At 74.0% G+C, this 17,496-nt stretch carries 16 protein-coding genes; 7 read left to right on the top strand and 9 right to left on the bottom strand.

Going from position 1 to position 17,496, the window contains the following annotated elements; all coding sequences use genetic code 11:
* The first annotated feature begins 17 nt into the window (after nt 1–17).
* Nucleotides 18–1,730 carry an acid phosphatase gene (locus QQK26_RS09870; RefSeq protein ID WP_284232229.1) on the top strand — a complete coding sequence of 571 codons (1,713 nt, stop codon included), beginning with the start codon at nt 18–20 and terminating at the stop codon, nt 1,728–1,730.
* A gap of 57 nt (nt 1,731–1,787) precedes the next feature.
* On the opposite strand, the gene purF is transcribed toward QQK26_RS09870, so the two are convergent.
* Nucleotides 1,788–3,248, bottom strand: coding sequence for an amidophosphoribosyltransferase (gene purF / locus QQK26_RS09865; RefSeq protein WP_284232226.1), 1,461 nt, complete (start codon nt 3,246–3,248; stop codon nt 1,788–1,790).
* Between the two features lie 692 nt (nt 3,249–3,940).
* Between purF and purM the strand changes: the two genes are divergently transcribed.
* The 3 genes from purM (at nt 3,941) to QQK26_RS09850 (ending at nt 6,265) form a co-directional block, all read left to right on the top strand.
* A complete protein-coding gene (purM, locus tag QQK26_RS09860) occupies nt 3,941–5,047 on the top strand; it encodes a phosphoribosylformylglycinamidine cyclo-ligase (protein ID WP_284232224.1) in 1,107 nt (368 codons plus the stop codon).
* Between the two features lie 114 nt (nt 5,048–5,161).
* The gene (locus tag QQK26_RS09855) at nt 5,162–5,437 is read left to right on the top strand and encodes a hypothetical protein (protein WP_284232221.1); all 276 of its coding nucleotides are present in this window, start codon (nt 5,162–5,164) and stop codon (nt 5,435–5,437) included.
* Between the two features lie 9 nt (nt 5,438–5,446).
* Nucleotides 5,447–6,265 carry an aromatic acid exporter family protein gene (locus QQK26_RS09850; RefSeq protein ID WP_284232218.1) on the top strand — a complete coding sequence of 273 codons (819 nt, stop codon included), beginning with the start codon at nt 5,447–5,449 and terminating at the stop codon, nt 6,263–6,265.
* A 237-nt stretch (nt 6,266–6,502) separates the two neighbouring features.
* Here the strand turns inward: QQK26_RS09850 and QQK26_RS09845 are convergent, their stop codons facing one another.
* Both QQK26_RS09845 and QQK26_RS09840 read right to left on the bottom strand, forming a co-directional pair.
* Nucleotides 6,503–8,572, bottom strand: a complete 2,070-nt coding sequence (locus tag QQK26_RS09845) for a YhgE/Pip family protein (RefSeq protein ID WP_284232212.1) — start codon at nt 8,570–8,572, stop codon at nt 6,503–6,505.
* The gene (locus QQK26_RS09840) at nt 8,569–11,319 is read right to left on the bottom strand and encodes an MMPL family transporter (RefSeq protein WP_284232209.1); all 2,751 of its coding nucleotides are present in this window, start codon (nt 11,317–11,319) and stop codon (nt 8,569–8,571) included. Before QQK26_RS09840 ends, QQK26_RS09845 begins: the two co-directional genes overlap by 4 nt.
* Before the next feature lie 114 nt (nt 11,320–11,433).
* Between QQK26_RS09840 and QQK26_RS09835 the strand changes: the two genes are divergently transcribed.
* Nucleotides 11,434–12,069: a TetR/AcrR family transcriptional regulator gene (locus QQK26_RS09835; RefSeq protein WP_284232207.1), complete on the top strand. Its 636-nt coding sequence runs from the start codon at nt 11,434–11,436 to the stop codon at nt 12,067–12,069.
* 129 nt (nt 12,070–12,198) lie between these two features.
* Here QQK26_RS09835 and QQK26_RS09830 read toward each other — a convergent pair whose 3' ends face one another.
* Nucleotides 12,199–12,405, bottom strand: coding sequence for a DUF3073 domain-containing protein (locus QQK26_RS09830; RefSeq protein WP_284232205.1), 207 nt, complete (start codon nt 12,403–12,405; stop codon nt 12,199–12,201).
* Between the two features lie 179 nt (nt 12,406–12,584).
* On the opposite strand from QQK26_RS09830, the gene QQK26_RS09825 reads away from it, so the two are divergent.
* Nucleotides 12,585–13,679: an NAD(P)-binding domain-containing protein gene (locus QQK26_RS09825; RefSeq protein ID WP_284232203.1), complete on the top strand. Its 1,095-nt coding sequence runs from the start codon at nt 12,585–12,587 to the stop codon at nt 13,677–13,679.
* Nucleotides 13,676–14,155, top strand: coding sequence for a DUF1990 family protein (locus QQK26_RS09820; protein ID WP_284232201.1), 480 nt, complete (start codon nt 13,676–13,678; stop codon nt 14,153–14,155). The genes QQK26_RS09825 and QQK26_RS09820 overlap by 4 nt, the downstream gene beginning before the upstream one ends.
* A 30-nt stretch (nt 14,156–14,185) precedes the next feature.
* Here QQK26_RS09820 and dhaM read toward each other — a convergent pair whose 3' ends face one another.
* The 5 genes from dhaM to QQK26_RS09795 form a co-directional block, all read right to left on the bottom strand.
* Nucleotides 14,186–14,947 carry a dihydroxyacetone kinase phosphoryl donor subunit DhaM gene (gene dhaM, locus QQK26_RS09815; protein ID WP_284232199.1) on the bottom strand — a complete coding sequence of 254 codons (762 nt, stop codon included), beginning with the start codon at nt 14,945–14,947 and terminating at the stop codon, nt 14,186–14,188.
* Nucleotides 14,944–15,579 carry a dihydroxyacetone kinase subunit DhaL gene (dhaL, locus tag QQK26_RS09810; protein ID WP_284232197.1) on the bottom strand — a complete coding sequence of 212 codons (636 nt, stop codon included), beginning with the start codon at nt 15,577–15,579 and terminating at the stop codon, nt 14,944–14,946. Before dhaL ends, dhaM begins: the two co-directional genes overlap by 4 nt.
* Nucleotides 15,579–16,580, bottom strand: coding sequence for a dihydroxyacetone kinase subunit DhaK (gene dhaK, locus QQK26_RS09805; protein ID WP_284232195.1), 1,002 nt, complete (start codon nt 16,578–16,580; stop codon nt 15,579–15,581). The genes dhaL and dhaK overlap by 1 nt, the downstream gene beginning before the upstream one ends.
* Before the next feature lie 90 nt (nt 16,581–16,670).
* Nucleotides 16,671–17,051 carry a fluoride efflux transporter FluC gene (locus QQK26_RS09800; protein ID WP_284232193.1) on the bottom strand — a complete coding sequence of 127 codons (381 nt, stop codon included), beginning with the start codon at nt 17,049–17,051 and terminating at the stop codon, nt 16,671–16,673.
* A complete protein-coding gene (locus QQK26_RS09795; RefSeq protein WP_284232192.1) occupies nt 17,048–17,458 on the bottom strand; it encodes a fluoride efflux transporter FluC in 411 nt (136 codons plus the stop codon). The genes QQK26_RS09800 and QQK26_RS09795 overlap by 4 nt, the downstream gene beginning before the upstream one ends.
* Nucleotides 17,459–17,496: the final 38 nt, after the last annotated feature.

The following is a 17,496-nucleotide window of genomic DNA, read 5'->3' as shown; positions in this document are numbered from 1 at the left end:
CCCATGAAAGGGTCACCGTGACTTCCGCACGCGCCTCCGCGCGCCCCATCCGCCTGCTCGCCATCGGTGCCGGAGCGGGGGTGCTGCTCTCCACGTTCGGGGCGAGCGGGGCCTTCGCGGCCGAGCCGTTCACCGAGGAGCAGATCGAAACCCAGTACCCCTCGGACGCCGAGTACCGCTACGAGCTGATCATGGATCAGTTCACGCAGCTGCGAGAAGACCCGAGCATCGTCGCTCATAACGACCGCCTCACGCTCGAGACCAATCGGGACGCAACGCCTGAGCAAGTGCAGCGAGCGATCACGGATCAATACGACGACATGTCGATCTCGATGCACGATGGGCTCGGCCAGAACCTCGGGTCCTATTACGAAGCCGGTCGTCTCGCCGGGGACCTGCCGAAGGTCGACGAACTGCTGCGCAAGGAGGGCGGCATCATCGGAAGGTCGTCGTCCTCCAACCCGGCGAAGAAGTACTTCAACTACACCCGGCCCTACCTCCGCATGGCCGAAGGGGTCGAGGAGCTGCAGGGGCTGGAGTACCGGGACCGGGAGGTCGGAGGCGACGCTTGGGGTTCCAGGAGCGGCGCGTTCCCCAGCGGCCACACTTCGCAGGCACTCTGGCAGGCGACCTCGCTCGCGATGATGCTGCCCGAGCTCGCCCCGCAGATCCTCGCCCGGGCCTCCGAGGCCGGGCACAACCGGATGGTCATGGGCGTGCACTATCCGCTCGACGTGATCAGCGGCCGCATGATGGGCAACACCATCGTCGCCCGCCGCATGGCGGACGAGCCCGTCCGCGCCCTCATCGCCGAGGCGACCACCGAGCTGCGCGACTACCTCGAGACCGCCTGCGGCGCGCCGCTCGGCGAGTGCATCGCGGCCGACCAGCCGTACCTCGACGGCGCTGCCTCCCTCGAGATCTACGAGGAGCGGATGACCTACGGCTTCGAGCGCGTCGGCGACGCCGGTCAGCCCGTCACCGTGCCCGAGCCCGCCGAGGCCCTGCTGCTGACCAGCCACCCCGAGCTCGACGCCGAGCAGCGCCGACAGGTGCTCGCCCTGACCGCGATCGATTCGGGCTACCCGCTCGACGAGGGCGCCGAGGGCAGCTGGCAGCGCCTGAACCTGCCCGCCGCCATGAGCGCCGAGGTCGTCGTGGCCGAGGACGGCACGGTCTCGCTGGCCGGCGACGGCGAGGAGCCCGGCACCGAGCAGCCCGGTGGCGAGAACCCGGGCACGGAGCAGCCGGGTGGCGAGAACCCGGGTGCTGAGAACCCCGGCACCGAGCAGCCGGGCACCCCGGCCCAGCCGGCGATCCCCTCCGAGGACGCGCTTACGGCCGAGCTCGGCACCGCCGTGGCGACGTTCGACGCGCAGGGCCGCGAGGTCACCATCCGCGACGCCCGCCTGGCGGGTCAGCAGCTGCGTCTCGTGCTCTTCTCCGAGCCCGTCGACCTGGGGGTCGTCACCTTCGACGCGACCGGGTCGGCCACGGTCGCGCTGCCGGCGAGCGTGCCCGCGGGGGCGCACCGCCTCGCCGCGGTCGACGGCTCCGGTGCGGTGCTCGCCTGGGCATCGGTGACCGTGCCCGCGGCGGCCACCGACCGCGACGAGCTCTCCGCGACCGGTGCCTCGATCGCCGCGCCCGCGGCCGCGGGCGTGCTCGCCCTGCTGCTGGGGGCCGCGCTCATCGCGATGCGGCGCGTGCGCGCATCCGCTCGTCCGTAAGTGCCGAACGGCGAAGCGCCCCGGTTCCGCGAGGAGCCGGGGCGCTTCGGCGTGCGCTCAGCTGAGCTGCGTGCGCTCCACCCACGCCAGGTACTCGGGGCTGACCGTGCCGGTCACGTACTCGCCGGTGAAGCACGAGAGGTCGAGCTCGGCGATGTCCGTGCCCTCGGTGATGGCGGACTGCAGGTCGGCCACCTCCTGGTAGATCATGTGGTCGGCGCCGAGCACCTCGCCGATCTCGGGGATGCGGCGATCGTGCGCGATCAGCTCGAGCCGGCTCGGCATGTTGATGCCGTAGACGTGCGGGTAGCGCACGGGCGGCGCGGCCGAGGTGAAGGTCACCTTGTTGGCGCCGGCCTCGCGGGCCATCTCGACGATCTCCTTCGAGGTCGTGCCGCGCACGATCGAGTCGTCGACGATCAGGATGTTCTTGCCCTTGAACTCCGAGCCCATCGCGTTGAGCTTCTGCTTGACGCTCTTCTTGCGCTCCGCCTGCCCGGGCATGATGAAGGTGCGACCGACGTAGCGGTTCTTGTAGAAGCCCTCGCGGTACTCGATGCCGAGCTTCTGGGCCACCTGCATCGCGGCGGGCCGCGAGGAGTCGGGGATCGGCATGACCACGTCGACGTCGCCGAGCGGCATGTGCGCCGAGACGGTGTCGGCCAGGCGGTCGCCCATGCGCAGGCGGGCCTCGTAGACCGAGATGCCGTTCATGACGCTGTCGGGGCGCGCCAGGTAGACGTACTCGAACGAGCACGGGGCGAGCCGCGGCGCCGCGTGGCACTGCTTGCTGGTCATGGCGCCGTCGAGGGCGATGAAGATGGCCTCACCCGGGGCGACGTCGCGCACCAGCTCGTAGCCGGCGCTCTCGAGCACCAGCGACTCGCTCGCCACGATCCACTCGTCCATCGTGTCGGAGGCGTTGCGGCGCTTGCCGAGCACGAGCGGACGGATGCCGTACGGGTCGCGGAACGCGAGCAGGCCGTGCCCGGCGATCATCGAGATGACGGCGTAGGAGCCCTCGACGCGGTCGTGCACGCGCGATACGGCGGTGAACACCTGATCGGTGTCGAGCGCCGAACCCGGGATCTGCTTCTGCAGCTCGTTCGCGAGCACGTTGAGCAGCATCTCGGTGTCGCTCGACGAGTTCACGTGGCGGCGGTCGTCTCGGTACAGCTGGTCGGCGAGCTCGCGCGTGTTCGTGAGGTTGCCGTTGTGCACGAGGATGATGCCGTAGGGCGCGTTCACGTAGAACGGCTGCGCCTCGGTCTCGTTCGCGGCGTCGCCACGGGTGGCGTAGCGCACGTGGCCGAGGCCCATGGTGCCCAGCAGCGAGCGCATGTCTCGGGTGCGGTAGGCCTCGCGCACCTGGCCCTTCACCTTGTGCATGTGGAACATCGCTCCGTCGGCGGTGGCGATGCCGGTGGAGTCCTGGCCGCGGTGCTGCAGCAGCAGCAGGGCGTCGTAGACCTGCTGGTTGACGGGTTCGGACGAGACGAGGCCGACGATGCCGCACATGCCGAGGAGGCTCCCAGTGGGGTGAGGGGATGCGCCCCGAGCGGGGCGAGGACCAGTTTCGCATACCGCGGGCGGGCGGCCGCCGCGCGGTGAGCGGGCGGGCGCCGCGCGGTGAGCGGGCGGGCGTCGCGCGCTGAGCGGGCGGGCGGATGCGCGGTGAACGGGCGGGCGGATGCGCGCCTCCGTCTGCGGGATCGGCGTGTGCGCCTCCGTCCGCGGGCCGGCGCGCCCCGGCGCGGACGGTCGCGCCGGCCTGTCCCGGCTCGGCCGACGCGTGCCGTCGTGCGTGCCGCGCTTGCCCGGCCGACCGCGTTGCGGAGTACCAGAACGACGAAGGTGCTGTCGTACGACGACGCCTTCGTCGTTCCGATACTCCATTGCGGATGCGGATGCGGATGCGGATGCGGATGCGGATGCGGTTGCGGTTGCGGATCCGCGCCATCCGCGGATCGTTGCCAGTCGGTGCGCCCGAAGACTCGTCCGGGCGCACGAGGTGGCAACGATCCCGGACGCGCGGACGCCCGGACGCCCGGACGCGCGGACGCGCCGGACGCGCGGACGCCCGGACGCGACGGACGGCACGGACGAGATGGCGCCCCACGGCCAGGGAGCGGTGCGGAGCCCGCGAGCGCCCCACCGCCCCCATCCGCTCGCTCGGACGCACCCGCGCCCGCGCCGGTAGGCTCGTCGCCGTGACCGAGCACCCCGAGAACTCCTACGCCGCCGCCGGTGTCGACACCGCGGCCGGCGACCTCGCCGTCGAGCTGATGAAGCAGTCCGTCGCGGCCAGTCAGGGTCCGCAGGTGCTCGGCGGCGTCGGCGGCTTCGCCGGCCTCTTCGACGTGAGCGCGCTCAAGGACTTCGAGCGCCCGCTGCTCGCGACCTCCACGGACGGCGTCGGCACGAAGATCGCGATCGCGCAGGCCATCGACAAGCACGACACCATCGGCCAGGACCTCGTGGGCATGGTCGTCGACGACATCGTCGTGATCGGCGCGAAGCCGCTCTTCATGACCGATTACATCGCCTGCGGCAAGGTGTTCCCGAACCGCATCGCCGAGATCGTCGGCGGCATCGCCGACGCCTGCACCGCCACGGGCACCGCGCTGGTCGGCGGCGAGACCGCCGAGCACCCCGGCCTGATGGGCGAGCACGACTACGACGTGGCCGGCGCGGCCGTCGGCGCGGTCGAGGCGTCGCTGCTGCTCGGCCCCGAGAAGGTCGTCGACGGCGACGTCGTGCTGGCCATCGAGTCGAGCGGGCTGCACTCCAACGGCTTCTCGCTGGTGCGGCACATCCTCGCCGGCCGCGGCCTCTCGTACACCGACCGCGACGACGAGCTCGGCGGCGTCGTCGGCGAGGTGCTCCTCGAACCGACCCGTCTCTACACGAGCCCGCTGCTCGCCGTCATCGACGCCCACCCTGGCGCGATCCACGCCATGAGCCACGTGACCGGCGGCGGCATCGCCGCGAACCTGGCTCGCGTGCTGCCCGTCGGCAGCTGGGCGGAACTCGAGCGCTCGACCTGGACCCCGCCCGAGGTGTTCCGCGTGCTCGCCGGCTGGGGCGGCCACGCCCTCGACAGCCTCGAGGGCACCTGGAACCTCGGCATCGGCATGCTCGCGGTCGTGAGCGCTGCTGAAGCGGATGCGGTCACCGCCACGCTGCAGGCCGCCGGCCTGCCGACCTGGCCGGTCGGCCGGGTCTCGACGAGCGCGCGCGATCTCGCCGGCTTCGAGCAGGGCGCCAAGGGCGTCGACGGCGGCGCCGTGCGGCTGACCGGGGCGTACGCGGTCTGACGGCTCGCGGTCGCGCCCCGGTGCGGGGATGCGCCCGCGCTCGACGGACAGCATCCGGGCCGTTCCCATCCGTCCCGGAGCGGTCGTCGAGCGGATGCGCGGAGCATACGTGGAATGGCCGAAGCCCCGCTCCTGCAGCGCGCCCGCGCATCCGTCACCGGTGCGGTGCGCCAGACGCTGCGCCCGGCGCGCCTGCTCATCGCCGCCAAGTGCGCGCTCGCGGCCACGCTGGCCTGGCTGCTCGGACGGCTGATCCCGGGCGAGGTCGGCGAGTTCGCCTACTACGCCCCGCTCGGCGCGCTCATCGGGGTCGCGCCGTCGCTCGCAGCGTCGCTGCGTTCCAGCATCGAGACCCTCATCGCCCTCGCGCTCGGCATCGGCGTCGCGTAGGCGCTCATCATGAGCCCGGCGCCGCCGTGGGTCGCGGTCGCGCTCGCCGTCGGGTTCGGCACGATTCTCGCCGGTCACGGCGGGCTCGGGGCGGGTCGCGACTACGTGCCGATCGCCGCCATGTTCGTGCTCATCGTCGGCGGGCGCAACGCCGACGGCTTCTCGATCGGCTATCTCGCGCAGATGGGCGTGGGCGTCGCGCTCGGCATCGCCGTCAACCTGCTGATCGTGCCGCCGCTGCGCGAGAACGCCGCGGCCGAGGCGGTGTCGGCCCAGCAGCGGCGCCTCGCCGGGGTGCTGCGCAGCATGGCCGAGGCGCTCGACGGCGACGAGGCCGACTGGGAGGCGCCGCTCGCCGACGCGCAGCGCCGCACCGACGAGGTCGCCGAGGCCGTGCGCGACGCCCGCGACACCCGACGCGCCAACCCGCGTGCGCGGTTCAGCCGCTACGACGTCGACCAGGACGTGGACGACCTGCGTGTGCTCGGCCGCCTCTCGCGCCACATCGGCGGGCTCGGCGACGTGCTGCGCGGCGGCGGGGACGAGCCCTCGCTGCTCACCGATGCGAGCCCCGGGGCTCGGGCTCGCGTCGCCGAGGTGCTGCGCGCGACGGCCGACCTGTTCGACGCATGGTGCCGCTCCCACACCGGCGGAGGCCGTGCGGGCGACCCCGGGCGCGGCCGCGACGAGCTGCTCGACCCCATCCGCGAGGCGCTCGACGCGCTGCGCCCCGGCGAGGGCGGCGATCCGTTCGAGCCGCTCGTCGCGGTGCGCTACATCGTGCGCAGCATCGCCGAAGACGTGGACGAGCGGATGCGGGACGCCTGACGCCGACTCCCGCCCGACCTGTTCGGCCGACGGGGCGGTAGTTGCTCGTCCCGCCCTGTTCGTGAGCACCTACCGCCCCCTCGCGTCGGCGTGGGGGTGTGCCCTGGCGGCGAGGGGACGGGAGGTGCTCCTCGCGGCGTGCTGAGCAGCATCTGCCGCCCCCTCGACGGGCGGCCGCAGCGCGGGCCCAGCCCGGCGGGCGGCCCCGGGCCCCGCGAGGCAGGCCCCGGGGCGGCCCTACCCCGCGACCGCGACCGGCCGGGTGCGCAGCGACCCCAGCGGCGCGCTGCGGCGGCGCGCCACCGCGAGCACCGTGAGCACGATCCCGAGCAGCAGCCACGCGATCATCGCCGCCACGGCCGCGCCGGCACCGGCCGATCCGTCGGCGATGGCGCGCATCCCGTCGATCGCCGAGTTCAGCGGCAGCACGTCGAGCAGCGCGTCGAAGACCGGCGGCGCCGTCGACACGATGCCAGCGGCCAGCGCGACGACCGCGACGAGCATCGAGAGGAAGCGCCCGAATCCGCCCAGCAGTCCCGCGAGGCCCTGGTTGACCGCCGCGAAGGCGGCTCCCGTGAGGGCCGCGAAGGCCAGGAAGCCGACCGAGGCGGCCGCCGACACCTCGAGCACGGGCAGCATGACCGCCCCGAGCGCGAGGCCCTGGACCACGCCGATCGCGAGGCCCGGCAGGTATCCGCCGAGGGCCAGGCGCAGCGAGCTGCGGGTCGAGGCGAGCGCGTGGCTCGTCACCGGGCGCAGCAGCAGGTAGGCGGCGAGCGCGCCGAGCCAGATGGCGATCGTCGCGAAGAGCGGCACGCCGGACGCGCCGAACAGGTCGGTTCCGGGCGCCTCGGCCTCGATCGGCTCGACACCCGCCGTGGCCAGACGGGCGGCCTGCTCGTCGGTGTAGGTCGGGATCTGCGACACCGCCGTCTCGAGGCCGTCGGCGAGCGTCGCGCCGCCGTCGGCCGCGGTGCGCGCGCCGTCCGCGAGGCCCGCGCCGCCGTCGGCGAGCGCGGACGTGCCGTCGGCCAGCTCGCGAGCTCCCGAAGCGGATGCGGCGCTGCCGTCCGCGAGCTGCTGCGCCCCCGCCGCCGCCCCGGACGCACCCGTGGCGAGGCCGTCGAGCCCGTCGGCCAGGGCTGCGGCGCCGTCCGCGACCCCGGACGCCCCGGTCGCGAGCTGCTGCGCGCCCGCCGCCGCCGCGCCGGCCCCCTCGACGAGCCCCGTCACGTTCTGCCCGGGCGCCAGCGGCGAGGAGCCGTTGAGCGCCACGTCGGTGGTGGCGATGTCGGTCGCGAGCGACTCCAGGATGGCCGGATCCGGCAGCCCCTCGACCGCGGCGAGCAGGCGCTGCACGCAGGTCGGGTCGCTCGCGAAGTCGCAGGCCTCCAGCCCCTGGAACGCCTGCAGCGCGCCGACGATCCGCGCGGTGCTCTGCGCGGCCCCACGGGCCGAGTCGCCCGCCGTCGACGCTCCGTCCGCGAGCTGGCCCAGCTGCCCGGCGAAGGCCGCGGTGCCGTCGGCGACCTGGCGTCCGCCGTCCGCCAGCTCCCTGGCGCCGGCCGCCGACTGCCCGGCGCCGTCCGCGAGTGCGTCGACGCCGTCCGCGAGGCCGGCCGTGCCCGTGGCGAGGGTGCCGAGGCCGTCGGCCAGCCCGTCCGTGCCCGTCGAGAGGCCGCCGAGCCCGTCGGCGAGGCCCGAGGCGCCGTCGGCGAGCTGCTGCTGCCCGTCGGCCAGCTCGCCCGCGCCGTCCGCGGCGGTGCCCAGCTCGTCGTTCAGGGTGGTGAAGCCGCCGAGCAGCCCCTCCACGTAGGTCGTGGCCGACTCGCGGTTGAAGAGCGTCGTCGCGGTCGAGGTGATCGTGGCGCTGATCGCGCCGTCGACGAGGCGGCTGCGGTCCGTCGTCTCGACGTCCAGCGACGCCTGCACCGCCTCCGCCGCGTCGCCCGTGAAGGAGAGCGCGCGCATCGAGAAGTCCTCGGGGATCGTCACGACGGTGGCGTAGGCGCCGGAGTCGAGGCCGTCGGCCGCATCCTCCTCGTCCGTGATGACCCAGGTGAAGTTGCTCTCCTCCGCCGTGACGAGCCCGGCGGCGAGCTGGCGCCCGAGCGGCACCTGCTGCCCGTCGATCTCGGTGCCGTCGTCGAGGTTCACGACGGCCGCGGTGACCTGGCCGAGCCGCGTGGTCGGGTCCCAGAGGCCCCAGAGCAGCAGGCCGCCGATCGCGGCGGGCACGAGCACGAGGCCGAGCAGGGTGAACCAGGTGATGCGCCGGCTCGGGGTGGCGGGTTCGATGGCGTTCATCGTGCGGTCTCCAGGGCGGGTGCGGTCGTGAGCAGGGTCGAGCGGACGCCGGGCGGCAGCACCGCGTCGACCGGCCGGGTCTCGACGCAGCTGACGACGATCGAGAGGTCCTCGGCGGGCGAGAGCAGCGCCCGCAGCTCCGCCTGGGTCGTCGGGTCGGAGACGTGGTCGAGGTCGTCGACGGCGAGGATGCGCGGGCGCTCGGCGAGCGCCCGCCGCACCGCGCCGACGGGGTCGGCTTCGCCGGCCATGCGCACGAGGGCGACGCGGCCGCGCACGCTCGGCGCGCGCTCCGGCAGCGCGAGCCCGTCGACCTTCAGCCGGCCGCCGGTGGGCTGCACCCGCCCGGCGATGGTGAGCAGCAGCGCGCTCTTGCCGGTGCGGTGCTCGCCCTGGATCACCAGGGCTCCGCCCGATGGGACGGTCGCGCTGACGCCCGAGTACACGCCCTCGAGGGCGAGGCCGTCGGCGGCCACCGCCGTGCCGGGAGCCCAGTCCGCGAGCGCGAGCTCCTTGGCGATGCCCTCGCCCTCCACGTCGAAGGCGGGCAGCAGCCGGTCGAGCCACCTCGGCATCCACCACGCCCTGTCGCCGAGCAGCTGCAGCACCGCCGGCACCAGGGTCATGCGCACGATGAAGGCGTCGACGAAGACGCCGACCGCGAGCCCCAGCGCGATGGGTTTGATGTTGCTGTCGCCCTCGGGCACGAACGCGGCGAAGACGGCGAGCATGATGATCGCGGCCGCCGTGACGACCTTGCCCGAGCCGAGGAAGCCCTTGCGGATCGCCGCGCGCGCGTCGCCGCCGTGCACGTACTCCTCGCGGATGCGCGAGACGAGGAACACCTCGTAGTCCATCGCGAGGCCGAACAGCACGCCCATGAGGATGATCGGCATGAAGCTGATGACGGGGCCGACGCGGGCGACGTGCAGCGCATCCGCCATCCATCCCCATTCGAAGACGGCGGCGACCACGCCGAAGCTCGCGCCCACCGAGAGCAGGTAGCCCACGGTCGCCTTGATCGGCACCCAGACGGAGCGGAACACCATGGTGAGCAGGATCAGCGAGAGGCCGACGACGAGGATGCCGAAGGGCAGCAGCGCCGCGCCGAGCCGGTCGGAGACGTCGATGCCCACCGCGGTGAAGCCGGTGACCCTGAGCTCGACCCCGTACTCGTCCTCCCACTCGCCCTGCAGGCTGCGGATCTCGGCGACGAGGTCCTTGGTCTGCTGCGAGTCGGGCGCGCCCTCCGGCACGACCTGGATGATGCCGGTGTCGGCGGTCGGGTTCGGGGTCGCGAGCGGCACCGAGGCGACGCCCGGCAGCGCCTCGATCTCGGCCTTGAGGTCGTCCATCAGGCCGAGCGGATCGGTCGAGCCGATGATGGTGCCCGTCACGATGAGCGGGCCGTTGTAGCCCTCGCCGAACTCCTCGGCGAGCAGGTCGTAGGTCTGGCGGGCCGGGCTCGACTCGGCCTGGCTGCCGGCGTCGGGCAGCGCGAGGCGCAGGTCGAGCGCGGGCACGCTGACCACACCGAGGCCGGCGACCACCAGCACGATCGTGAGCGCGGGCCACTTCGTCGCGGCGCGCACCCAGCCGGCGAAGAAGCGGTTGCCCTGCTCCGGGGCGCGACGAGCGGATGCGGTGCCCGCACCCTCCTCGCCACGAGCGGATGCGGCCTCGGCGGCGGCCGCAGCCTTCCGCGCCCGGCGCCCGTCGCCGATCGAACGTCCCATCCGAGCGCCCGCGAAGCCGAGCATCGCCGGCGTGAGCGTCACCGCGATGAGCACCGCGATGCCGACCGCCACGGCCGCGGCGAGGCCCATGACGGTGAGGAAGGGGATGCCGGCGACGAAGAGCCCGACCAGCGCGATGATGACGGTGAGGCCTGCGAAGATGACCGCGCTGCCCGCGGTCGCGACGGCGCGCGCGGTCGACTCCTCCGGATCCATGCCGCCGAGCACCTGCTCCCGGTGCCTGGAGATGATGAACAGCGCGTAGTCGATGCCGACGGCGAGACCGAGCATGAGCGCGAGCATCGGCGTGGTCGAGGAGATGTCGGTGAAGATCGTGGCGACGAAGATCGCGGCCATCGAGATGGCGACGCCGAGCAGCGCGGTGAGCAGCGGCAGCCCTGCGGCCAGGAACGAGCCGAAGGTGACGATGAGCACGATGAGCGCGATGACCACGCCGACCGCCTCGGTGATCGTGAGCGTGGGCAGGCTGACCGAGTAGGCCTCGCCGCCGACCGCGACGCGCGAGCCGTCCGGCAGGGCTGCCTCGAGCGCGTCCGCCTCCGCGGAGAGCTCGTCGAGCAGCCGCTCCGACAGGGTCGAGACGCTGCCGTCGATCTGCACGCTGATGACCGCGGCCGCGCCATCCTTGGCGACCGCCCCGTCGACGAGGCCGCCGAAGGGGTCGCTCGCGGCGCTGACGCCGTCGATCGCGCCCATCGCCTCGACCCCATCCGCTACGGCCGTCTCGATCGCGGGCTGCTCCACGACCTCGCCCTCGGGGGCGACGACGACGATCTGCGCGCTCGTGCCGCTCACCTGCGGGAACGTGTGGCTCAGCGAGTCGAGCGCCTCCTGGCTCTCGGTGCCGGGGATCGAGAACGAGTTCTCGGTGCCCTGGTTGAAGGCGACGGCGCCGCCGCCGACGAGCACGAGCGCGGCGAGCCAGATCGCCAGCACGAGCCCCCGTGAGCGGTACGACCAGCGGCCGAGGGCGTAGAGGACTGAGGACACGGATGCTCCGGATCGTGAGGGGAATTTGGATACATCCGTGTATCCGATACATGAATGTATTCTTCCGGGCGGTACGGTTCAAGCCGTCCAGAGCATTCGCGGAGAAGGGGTCGCATGAGCGAGACGGATGAGGGCGGTCGCCGCGGGCGCACCCGCGAGCGCCTCATGGACGCCGCCTTCGAGGTCTTCGCCGACGTCGGCGTGCAGGCCGCCAGCGTCGAGCAGCTCTGCGAGGCCGCCGGCTTCAGCCGGGGTGCGTTCTACTCGAACTTCTCCTCCAAGGAGGAGCTGTTCTTCGCGCTGCTCGCTCGCGAGCACGAGCGACAGCTCGGCGCGATGGGGCAGCGGATGCAGGAGGCGGTGCCGCGCCTCGCCGCCGATCCGCTCGACGTCGACGCCGTGACGCAGAGCGTGCTCGAGGTGCTGCAGAAAAACCACGGCGGGCGGCGCTGGTGCCTCGTGCAGCACGAGTTCGCCGCGTTGGCGCTGCGGGATGCGGCCATCGGCGCCGCCTACGCGGCCAACCGCGCCGGCATGATCCGCGAGGTCACCGCCCTCGTCGAGGCGGCCGTCGGATCGCTCGGGTTGCGCTTCACGGCGGACGCCGAGCTCATCGTCGACACGTGCGCCTGGATCTACGAGGGCGCGCTCACGTCAGGACTCATCGCCGGCCGCACGCTCGAGCAGATCGACGCGAGCGTCACGACGCCCATCGCGGTGCTGCTGCTGGGCGCGACCGCTCCGGCCTGAACGCCGCGCGCGCCCGGACGCCGCGCTGACGCGCGGATGCCGTGCACGCGCCTGAACGCTGCGCACACGCTGCGACGCCGCGTCACCCGGAGGTGTCGCGGCGTCGGATGAGCGCTGCGTCGGCGGGGGTCAGGCGCTGCGGTGCTGCGGCTGCTCGCCGTCGCCCGCGTCGTCGTCATCGTCGGCGTACTGATCCGCCCACTTGTCGACGTACTCCTCGTCACCGTGACTGGTCTGCAGCTCGCGCTCCAGCGCGTCCAGGTTCGTGTCCGGGCTGAAGTACTTGAGGTCGCGCGCGACCTTCGTGTGCTTCGCCTTCTGACGGCCGCGCCCCATGCGTGACCCCCTCGGTCTCAGTGGCCCGGCGCGGGGAAGCGCGGGGCGGAAGTGTGGTGGAAATCTGCCGCACAGCCTAACATGCAGGCGCTTCCGCCCGGCTTGCGCTCAGGGCGCGCTGCGCCAGGATGGAGCGGGGGCGAGGAAGTCCGGCACCACCGACCGCGAGGAGCGGATGCATGACCACGAGGCAGCGCACCCGCGTCGTGGTGATCGGCGCCGGCCAGGCGGGCCTCTCCGTCGCCTACTTCCTGCGCCGCCTCGGGCTGGTGCCGCGCGACGACTACGTCGTGCTCGACCGCGGGCCGGGCACCGGCGGCGCGTGGCAGTTCCGCTGGGAGTCGCTGCGGCTCGGCAGCGCCCATCGCGTGCACGACCTGCCGGGCCTCGACGAGCTCGGGCTGAGCTTCGCCACCGCCGACCACAAGCGGCCGGCCCGCGAGGTCGTCATGGAGTACTACGAGGCCTACGAGCGGCACTTCGAGCTGCCGGTGCTGCGGCCGGCAGCCGTCTCATCCGTCGGCTACGAGGACTCCGAGCTGGTCGTGCGCAGCGGCGCGGGGGAGTTCGCCACCGACCTCGTGATCAACGCGACCGGCACCTGGGGAGCGCCCTTCGTGCCGTACGTCGCCGGCGCCGAGCGCTTCCGGGGCCGCCAGCTCCACACCAGCGGCTACACGTCGGCCGAGCAGTTCCGGGGCCAGTCCGTCGTCATCGTCGGCGGTGGCACGAGCGCGGTCGGCTTCCTGCACGAGCTCGAGGGCGTCGCCGCCCAGCTCACCTGGACGAGCCGTCGCCCGATCGACTGGATCGACCAGACCGAGCTCACCCCCGAGGCCGGTGCGCTCGCGGTGAGCATGCAGGACGACGCGGCGCGGGCCGGCCTCGCCCTGCCGAGCATCGTCAGCGGCACGGGCATCCCGCGCACCCGCCGCAACCACGCGGGCATCCAGCGCGGCCTCCTCGTGGCCGAGCGGATGTTCACCCGCATCGAGCCGGACGGCGTGCGCTGGCCTGACGGCTCCCTCCTGCGAGCGGATGCGATCATCTGGGCCACCGGGTTCCGTCCCGAGCTGCGCCACCTCGCCCCGCTGAAGCTGCGCGAGAAGGAGGGCGGCGTGGCCGTCGCCGCGGGCGCCTCGTGGCGCGACCCGCGCATCTTCTTCGCCGGCTACGGCCCGCAGGCCAGCACCATCGGCGCCAACCGGGCCGGCCGCGTCGTGGCACGGCAGGCGATCGCCGCGCTGAGCCGGCTCGGAAGCCTCGGCGCGTGACCCGCACGGCGCCCGGCGACCCGGTCTGGCACGCCGCCGAGGGCGTGCACCGCGCCTGGGAGGGCACGGCGGTCATCGGGCGCGGCGAGGAGGCGTGGCGCCGCGCCGCGCACGACGTGCTGCGCTGGGCGGTGAAGACGCGCAGCGGATTCGCGGTGCCCGCATCCGCCCCGGTCGCGCCGGGCGAGCGGGTCACCGTGACCGCCCGCGTGCTCGGCGTCGCGATCCGCGAGCCGGTGGAGGTCGTGGCGGTGGTGGAGGGGGCGGAGCGGGTCGGCTTCGCCTACGCGACCCGACCGGGGCATCCGGTCGACGGCGAGGAGTGCTTCGTGGTGCACCGCGACGGCGACGCCGTGCTGCTGACCGTGCGCTCGCTCACCGCGCCGGCGCCGCGGGGGCCCTGGCGCGCGCTGTTCCCGCTGCTGCTCGTCGCGCAGCGGGTCGCTCGGCGCCGTTACCTGCGGGCGCTGCGCTGAGCCGTGGCTCTGGGCGGTGCCGACCTCGGGTCAGGCCTCCCCGAAGCCCGACTCGACGAGCGCCGCGAGCGCGTCGACCGCGGCGCGGGCGCCCGGTCCGCGCGACTCGATGCGCACCTCGCTGCCGCGGGTGAGGCCGAGCGCCATGACGGCGAGCAGGCTGCGCGCGTCGGCGCCCTGGACGGTGGTCTCGGCGCCGAAGCTCGCCGCGAGCTTGACGAACTCCGCGGCCGGGCGCGCGTGCAGGCCGTCGCGGTTCACGAGCGTGACGGTGCGGGCGATGCGGTCCTGAGCGGATGCGGGCCCCGACGCCGGCGTCGCGCTCGCCTCGCCGCCGGACGGTGCGCCGTCGCCGCCGGAGGGGACCGTCGCCGCGGCCCCGCCCGCCGGCGCAGCCCCGGCAGCCGACGCGACGCCGTTCGCGGACTCCGCCGCGGCGACCACCGCCTCCGCATCCGAGCCGGTGGCGGCAGCGACGGCGGCGGCGACCGACCCCTCGACGATCGGGGCCTCGGCGATGCGCACGCGCATCCGCTGCTCGTCGTCCAGGAAGTCCAGCGCCGTCTCGGCGGTCAGCACCGCCGAGCCGAGGTCGCAGAGCAGCACGGCGCCGTCGCCGGAGTCCGCGCGCTCGATGCCGGCCTGCACCAGCGCGAAGCTCGTGCCGATGCCGCCCTCGTCGGTCCCGCCGGCCTCGGCGATCACCACCCCGGGTGCCATCTGCGCGGCGAGCTCGACCACGCCGGCCGCGATGCGGGGCGAGTGCGAGACGATCACCAGCCCGACGCTCACGGGTGCCCCGCCGCCCGGGCCGCAGCCCGCAGGATGAGCGCGCTCGACTGCGCGCCCGGGTCGCGGTGGCCCGCGCTGCGCTCGCCGAGGTAGCTGGCGCGGCCCTTGCGGGCGACGAGCGGCTCCGTCGCGGCGGCACCACCCTCCGCGGCCTCCGCGGCGGCGGCGAGCACCTCGGCCGGGGAGGCGCCGGCGGTCGCGGCCTCACCGGCGGCGATCGCTGCGGGGCTCCACGCGTCGACCATCGTCTTGTCGCCGGGCTCCGCCTTGCCGCGGCTCACCAGTCCGTCGCGGGCCGCGGTGAGGAGCGCGACCAGCGCATCCGAGTCCAGCTCCTCCCGGCCCTGCACGGCCACGGACCCCTTGAGCAGCGCGGTGCCGAGGAGCGGGCCGGAGGCACCGCCGACGGTGGAGATGAGCGTCGTCGCGGCGAGCTTGAACAGGTCCGCCGGCGTGCCCTCGGCCCCGTCGAGCTTCGATGCGACCGCCTGGAAGCCCCGGTCGAGGTTCTCGCCGTGGTCGCCGTCGCCGATGGCGCGGTCGAGGGCGAGCAGCTCGGTGCGGTGCTCCGCGATGACCGCCGCCGTGCGCAGCAGCCAGTCCCGCGCCCAGTCGGCGCCGAGGCCGGCCATCAGCGGCCCCACCGCAGCGCCGCGGTGTGCAGCGGCGAGTCCCAGAGCTCGACGAGCTCGTCGTCGAGCTTGAGCACCGTGATTGACGCGCCCTGCATCTCGAGCGAGGTCACGAAGTTGCCGACCAGGCTGCGCTCCACGGCGATGCCGCGCTCGCCGAGCACCTCGGCGGCGCGGCGGAAGAAGATGTACAGCTCCACGAGCGGCGTGCCGCCCATGCCGTTGACGAACAGCAGCGTGCGGTCGCCCTCGCCGAAGGGCAGGTCCGCGAGGATCGGATCGAGCAGCAGGTCGACCACCTCGTCGGCGGAGACCAGCTTCGTGCGGGTGCGCCCCGGCTCGCCGTGGATGCCGATGCCCAGCTCGATCTCGTCGTCGGCCAGCTCGAAGCTCGGCTCGCCGGCGTGCGGCACGACGCAGGGGGTGAGCGCCACGCCCATCGACCGCACGTTCGCGTTCACGCGCTCCGCGATGCCGGCCACCGCATCCAGGTCGTCGCCGCGCTCGGCGGCTGCTCCCGCGATCCGCTCGACCAGCACGGTGCCCGCCACGCCGCGGCGCCCCGCCGTGTAGAGCGAGTCCCGCACGGCCACGTCGTCGTCGGTCACGACCGCGCGCACCTCGATGCCCTCGGCGAGGGCCAGGTCGGCGGCGGTCTCGAAGTTGAGCACGTCGCCCGTGTAGTTCTTGACGATGTGCAGCACGCCGGCGCCGCCGTCGGCCGCCTTCGTCGCCGCCACGATCGGGTCGGGTGTCGGCGAGGTGAACACTGGCCCCGGCACCGCGGCATCGAGCATCCCGTAGCCGACGAAGCCGGCGTGCAGCGGCTCGTGTCCGCTGCCGCCGCCGCTGACCAGGCCGACCTTGCCCCGCGTGGCCCCGCCCGCGCGGGCGATGAAGAGCGGATCGGACGAGGCCGTCACGAGGTCGGCGTGCGCGGACGCGAAGCCGGCGACCGACTCCTCCACCACGCGCTTCGGATCGTTGACGAGCTTCTTCATGGCAACCTCCGTGGGAGTCGGGCGACACTGCCTGCTCCTGACGAATCTACGCGCGCCGCGGCCGGCCACGCCAGGGGTGCGGAGGGATGCTCAGACCGCCGTCGCGAACGGTGGCAGCACGGCGCCGAGCAGCAGCCCGAGCAGGGCGGCCAGGACGCATGCCGCCAGGTTCGGCACCAGGCTGGAGCGTCGCAGCGGCGGCACCGCGCGGCCGCTGCTCGCCTCGGCCAGCAGAACCGTGCCCCACGTCGTGAGGCCGCCGCACACCCCGGTGATCAGCACGAGCCGCAGCTCGTCGTGCATCCAGGGCGCGGCGGCGCAGTACCCCGCGAGCAGGGAACCCGCCGCATTGACGGCGAGGATGCGCGGGTCGAGGCCCGGGCGGGTCCGCGGCCTGCGGCTGAGCAGCCAGCGCAGCACGGCGGCGAGGCCGCCCGCGCCCGCGACCGCGAGGAACAGGAGCGGGGTCACGGGGCCGTGCCCCGTGCATCCGCTCGTCCCGGTCCGATGCGGCGGCCCAGTCGCAGGCCGATGACGACGGCGAGCAGCGAGAGGCCGATCTGCAGACCGCCCTGCAGCGCCGCCGGCAGCAGCAGGCCCTGCTGCAGCTGCTGCCCGAGCAGCAGCGCGACCGCCGACATCGTGGTGAAGCCGCCGAGCAGACCCGGGCCGAGACCGGCGCGCAGCCACTCCGGCAGGGCGGGTCGCGCGAGCAACGAGGCGCTCAGCGCGCCGAGCACGAGGCAGCCGAGCGCATTGACGACCAGCGTGGACCCCGCGAAGCCGACCGGATCGTGCGGCAGCGCCAGGTCGATGCCGAGGCGCGCCGCCGTGCCGAGCGCGCCCCCGAGGAGCACGGCGAGCAGCGAGCGGGTCACCCGCCCATCCTGCACCCGGCGGCGGCACGGCCCGCGCC

This window comes from Arenivirga flava, from assembly GCF_030161575.1.
In the GTDB taxonomy this organism is placed as follows: Bacteria; Actinomycetota; Actinomycetes; order Actinomycetales; family Microbacteriaceae; genus Arenivirga; species Arenivirga flava.
Note: the sequence above shows the minus strand (reverse complement) of the source record. Positions and strands in the feature narration are given on the sequence as shown.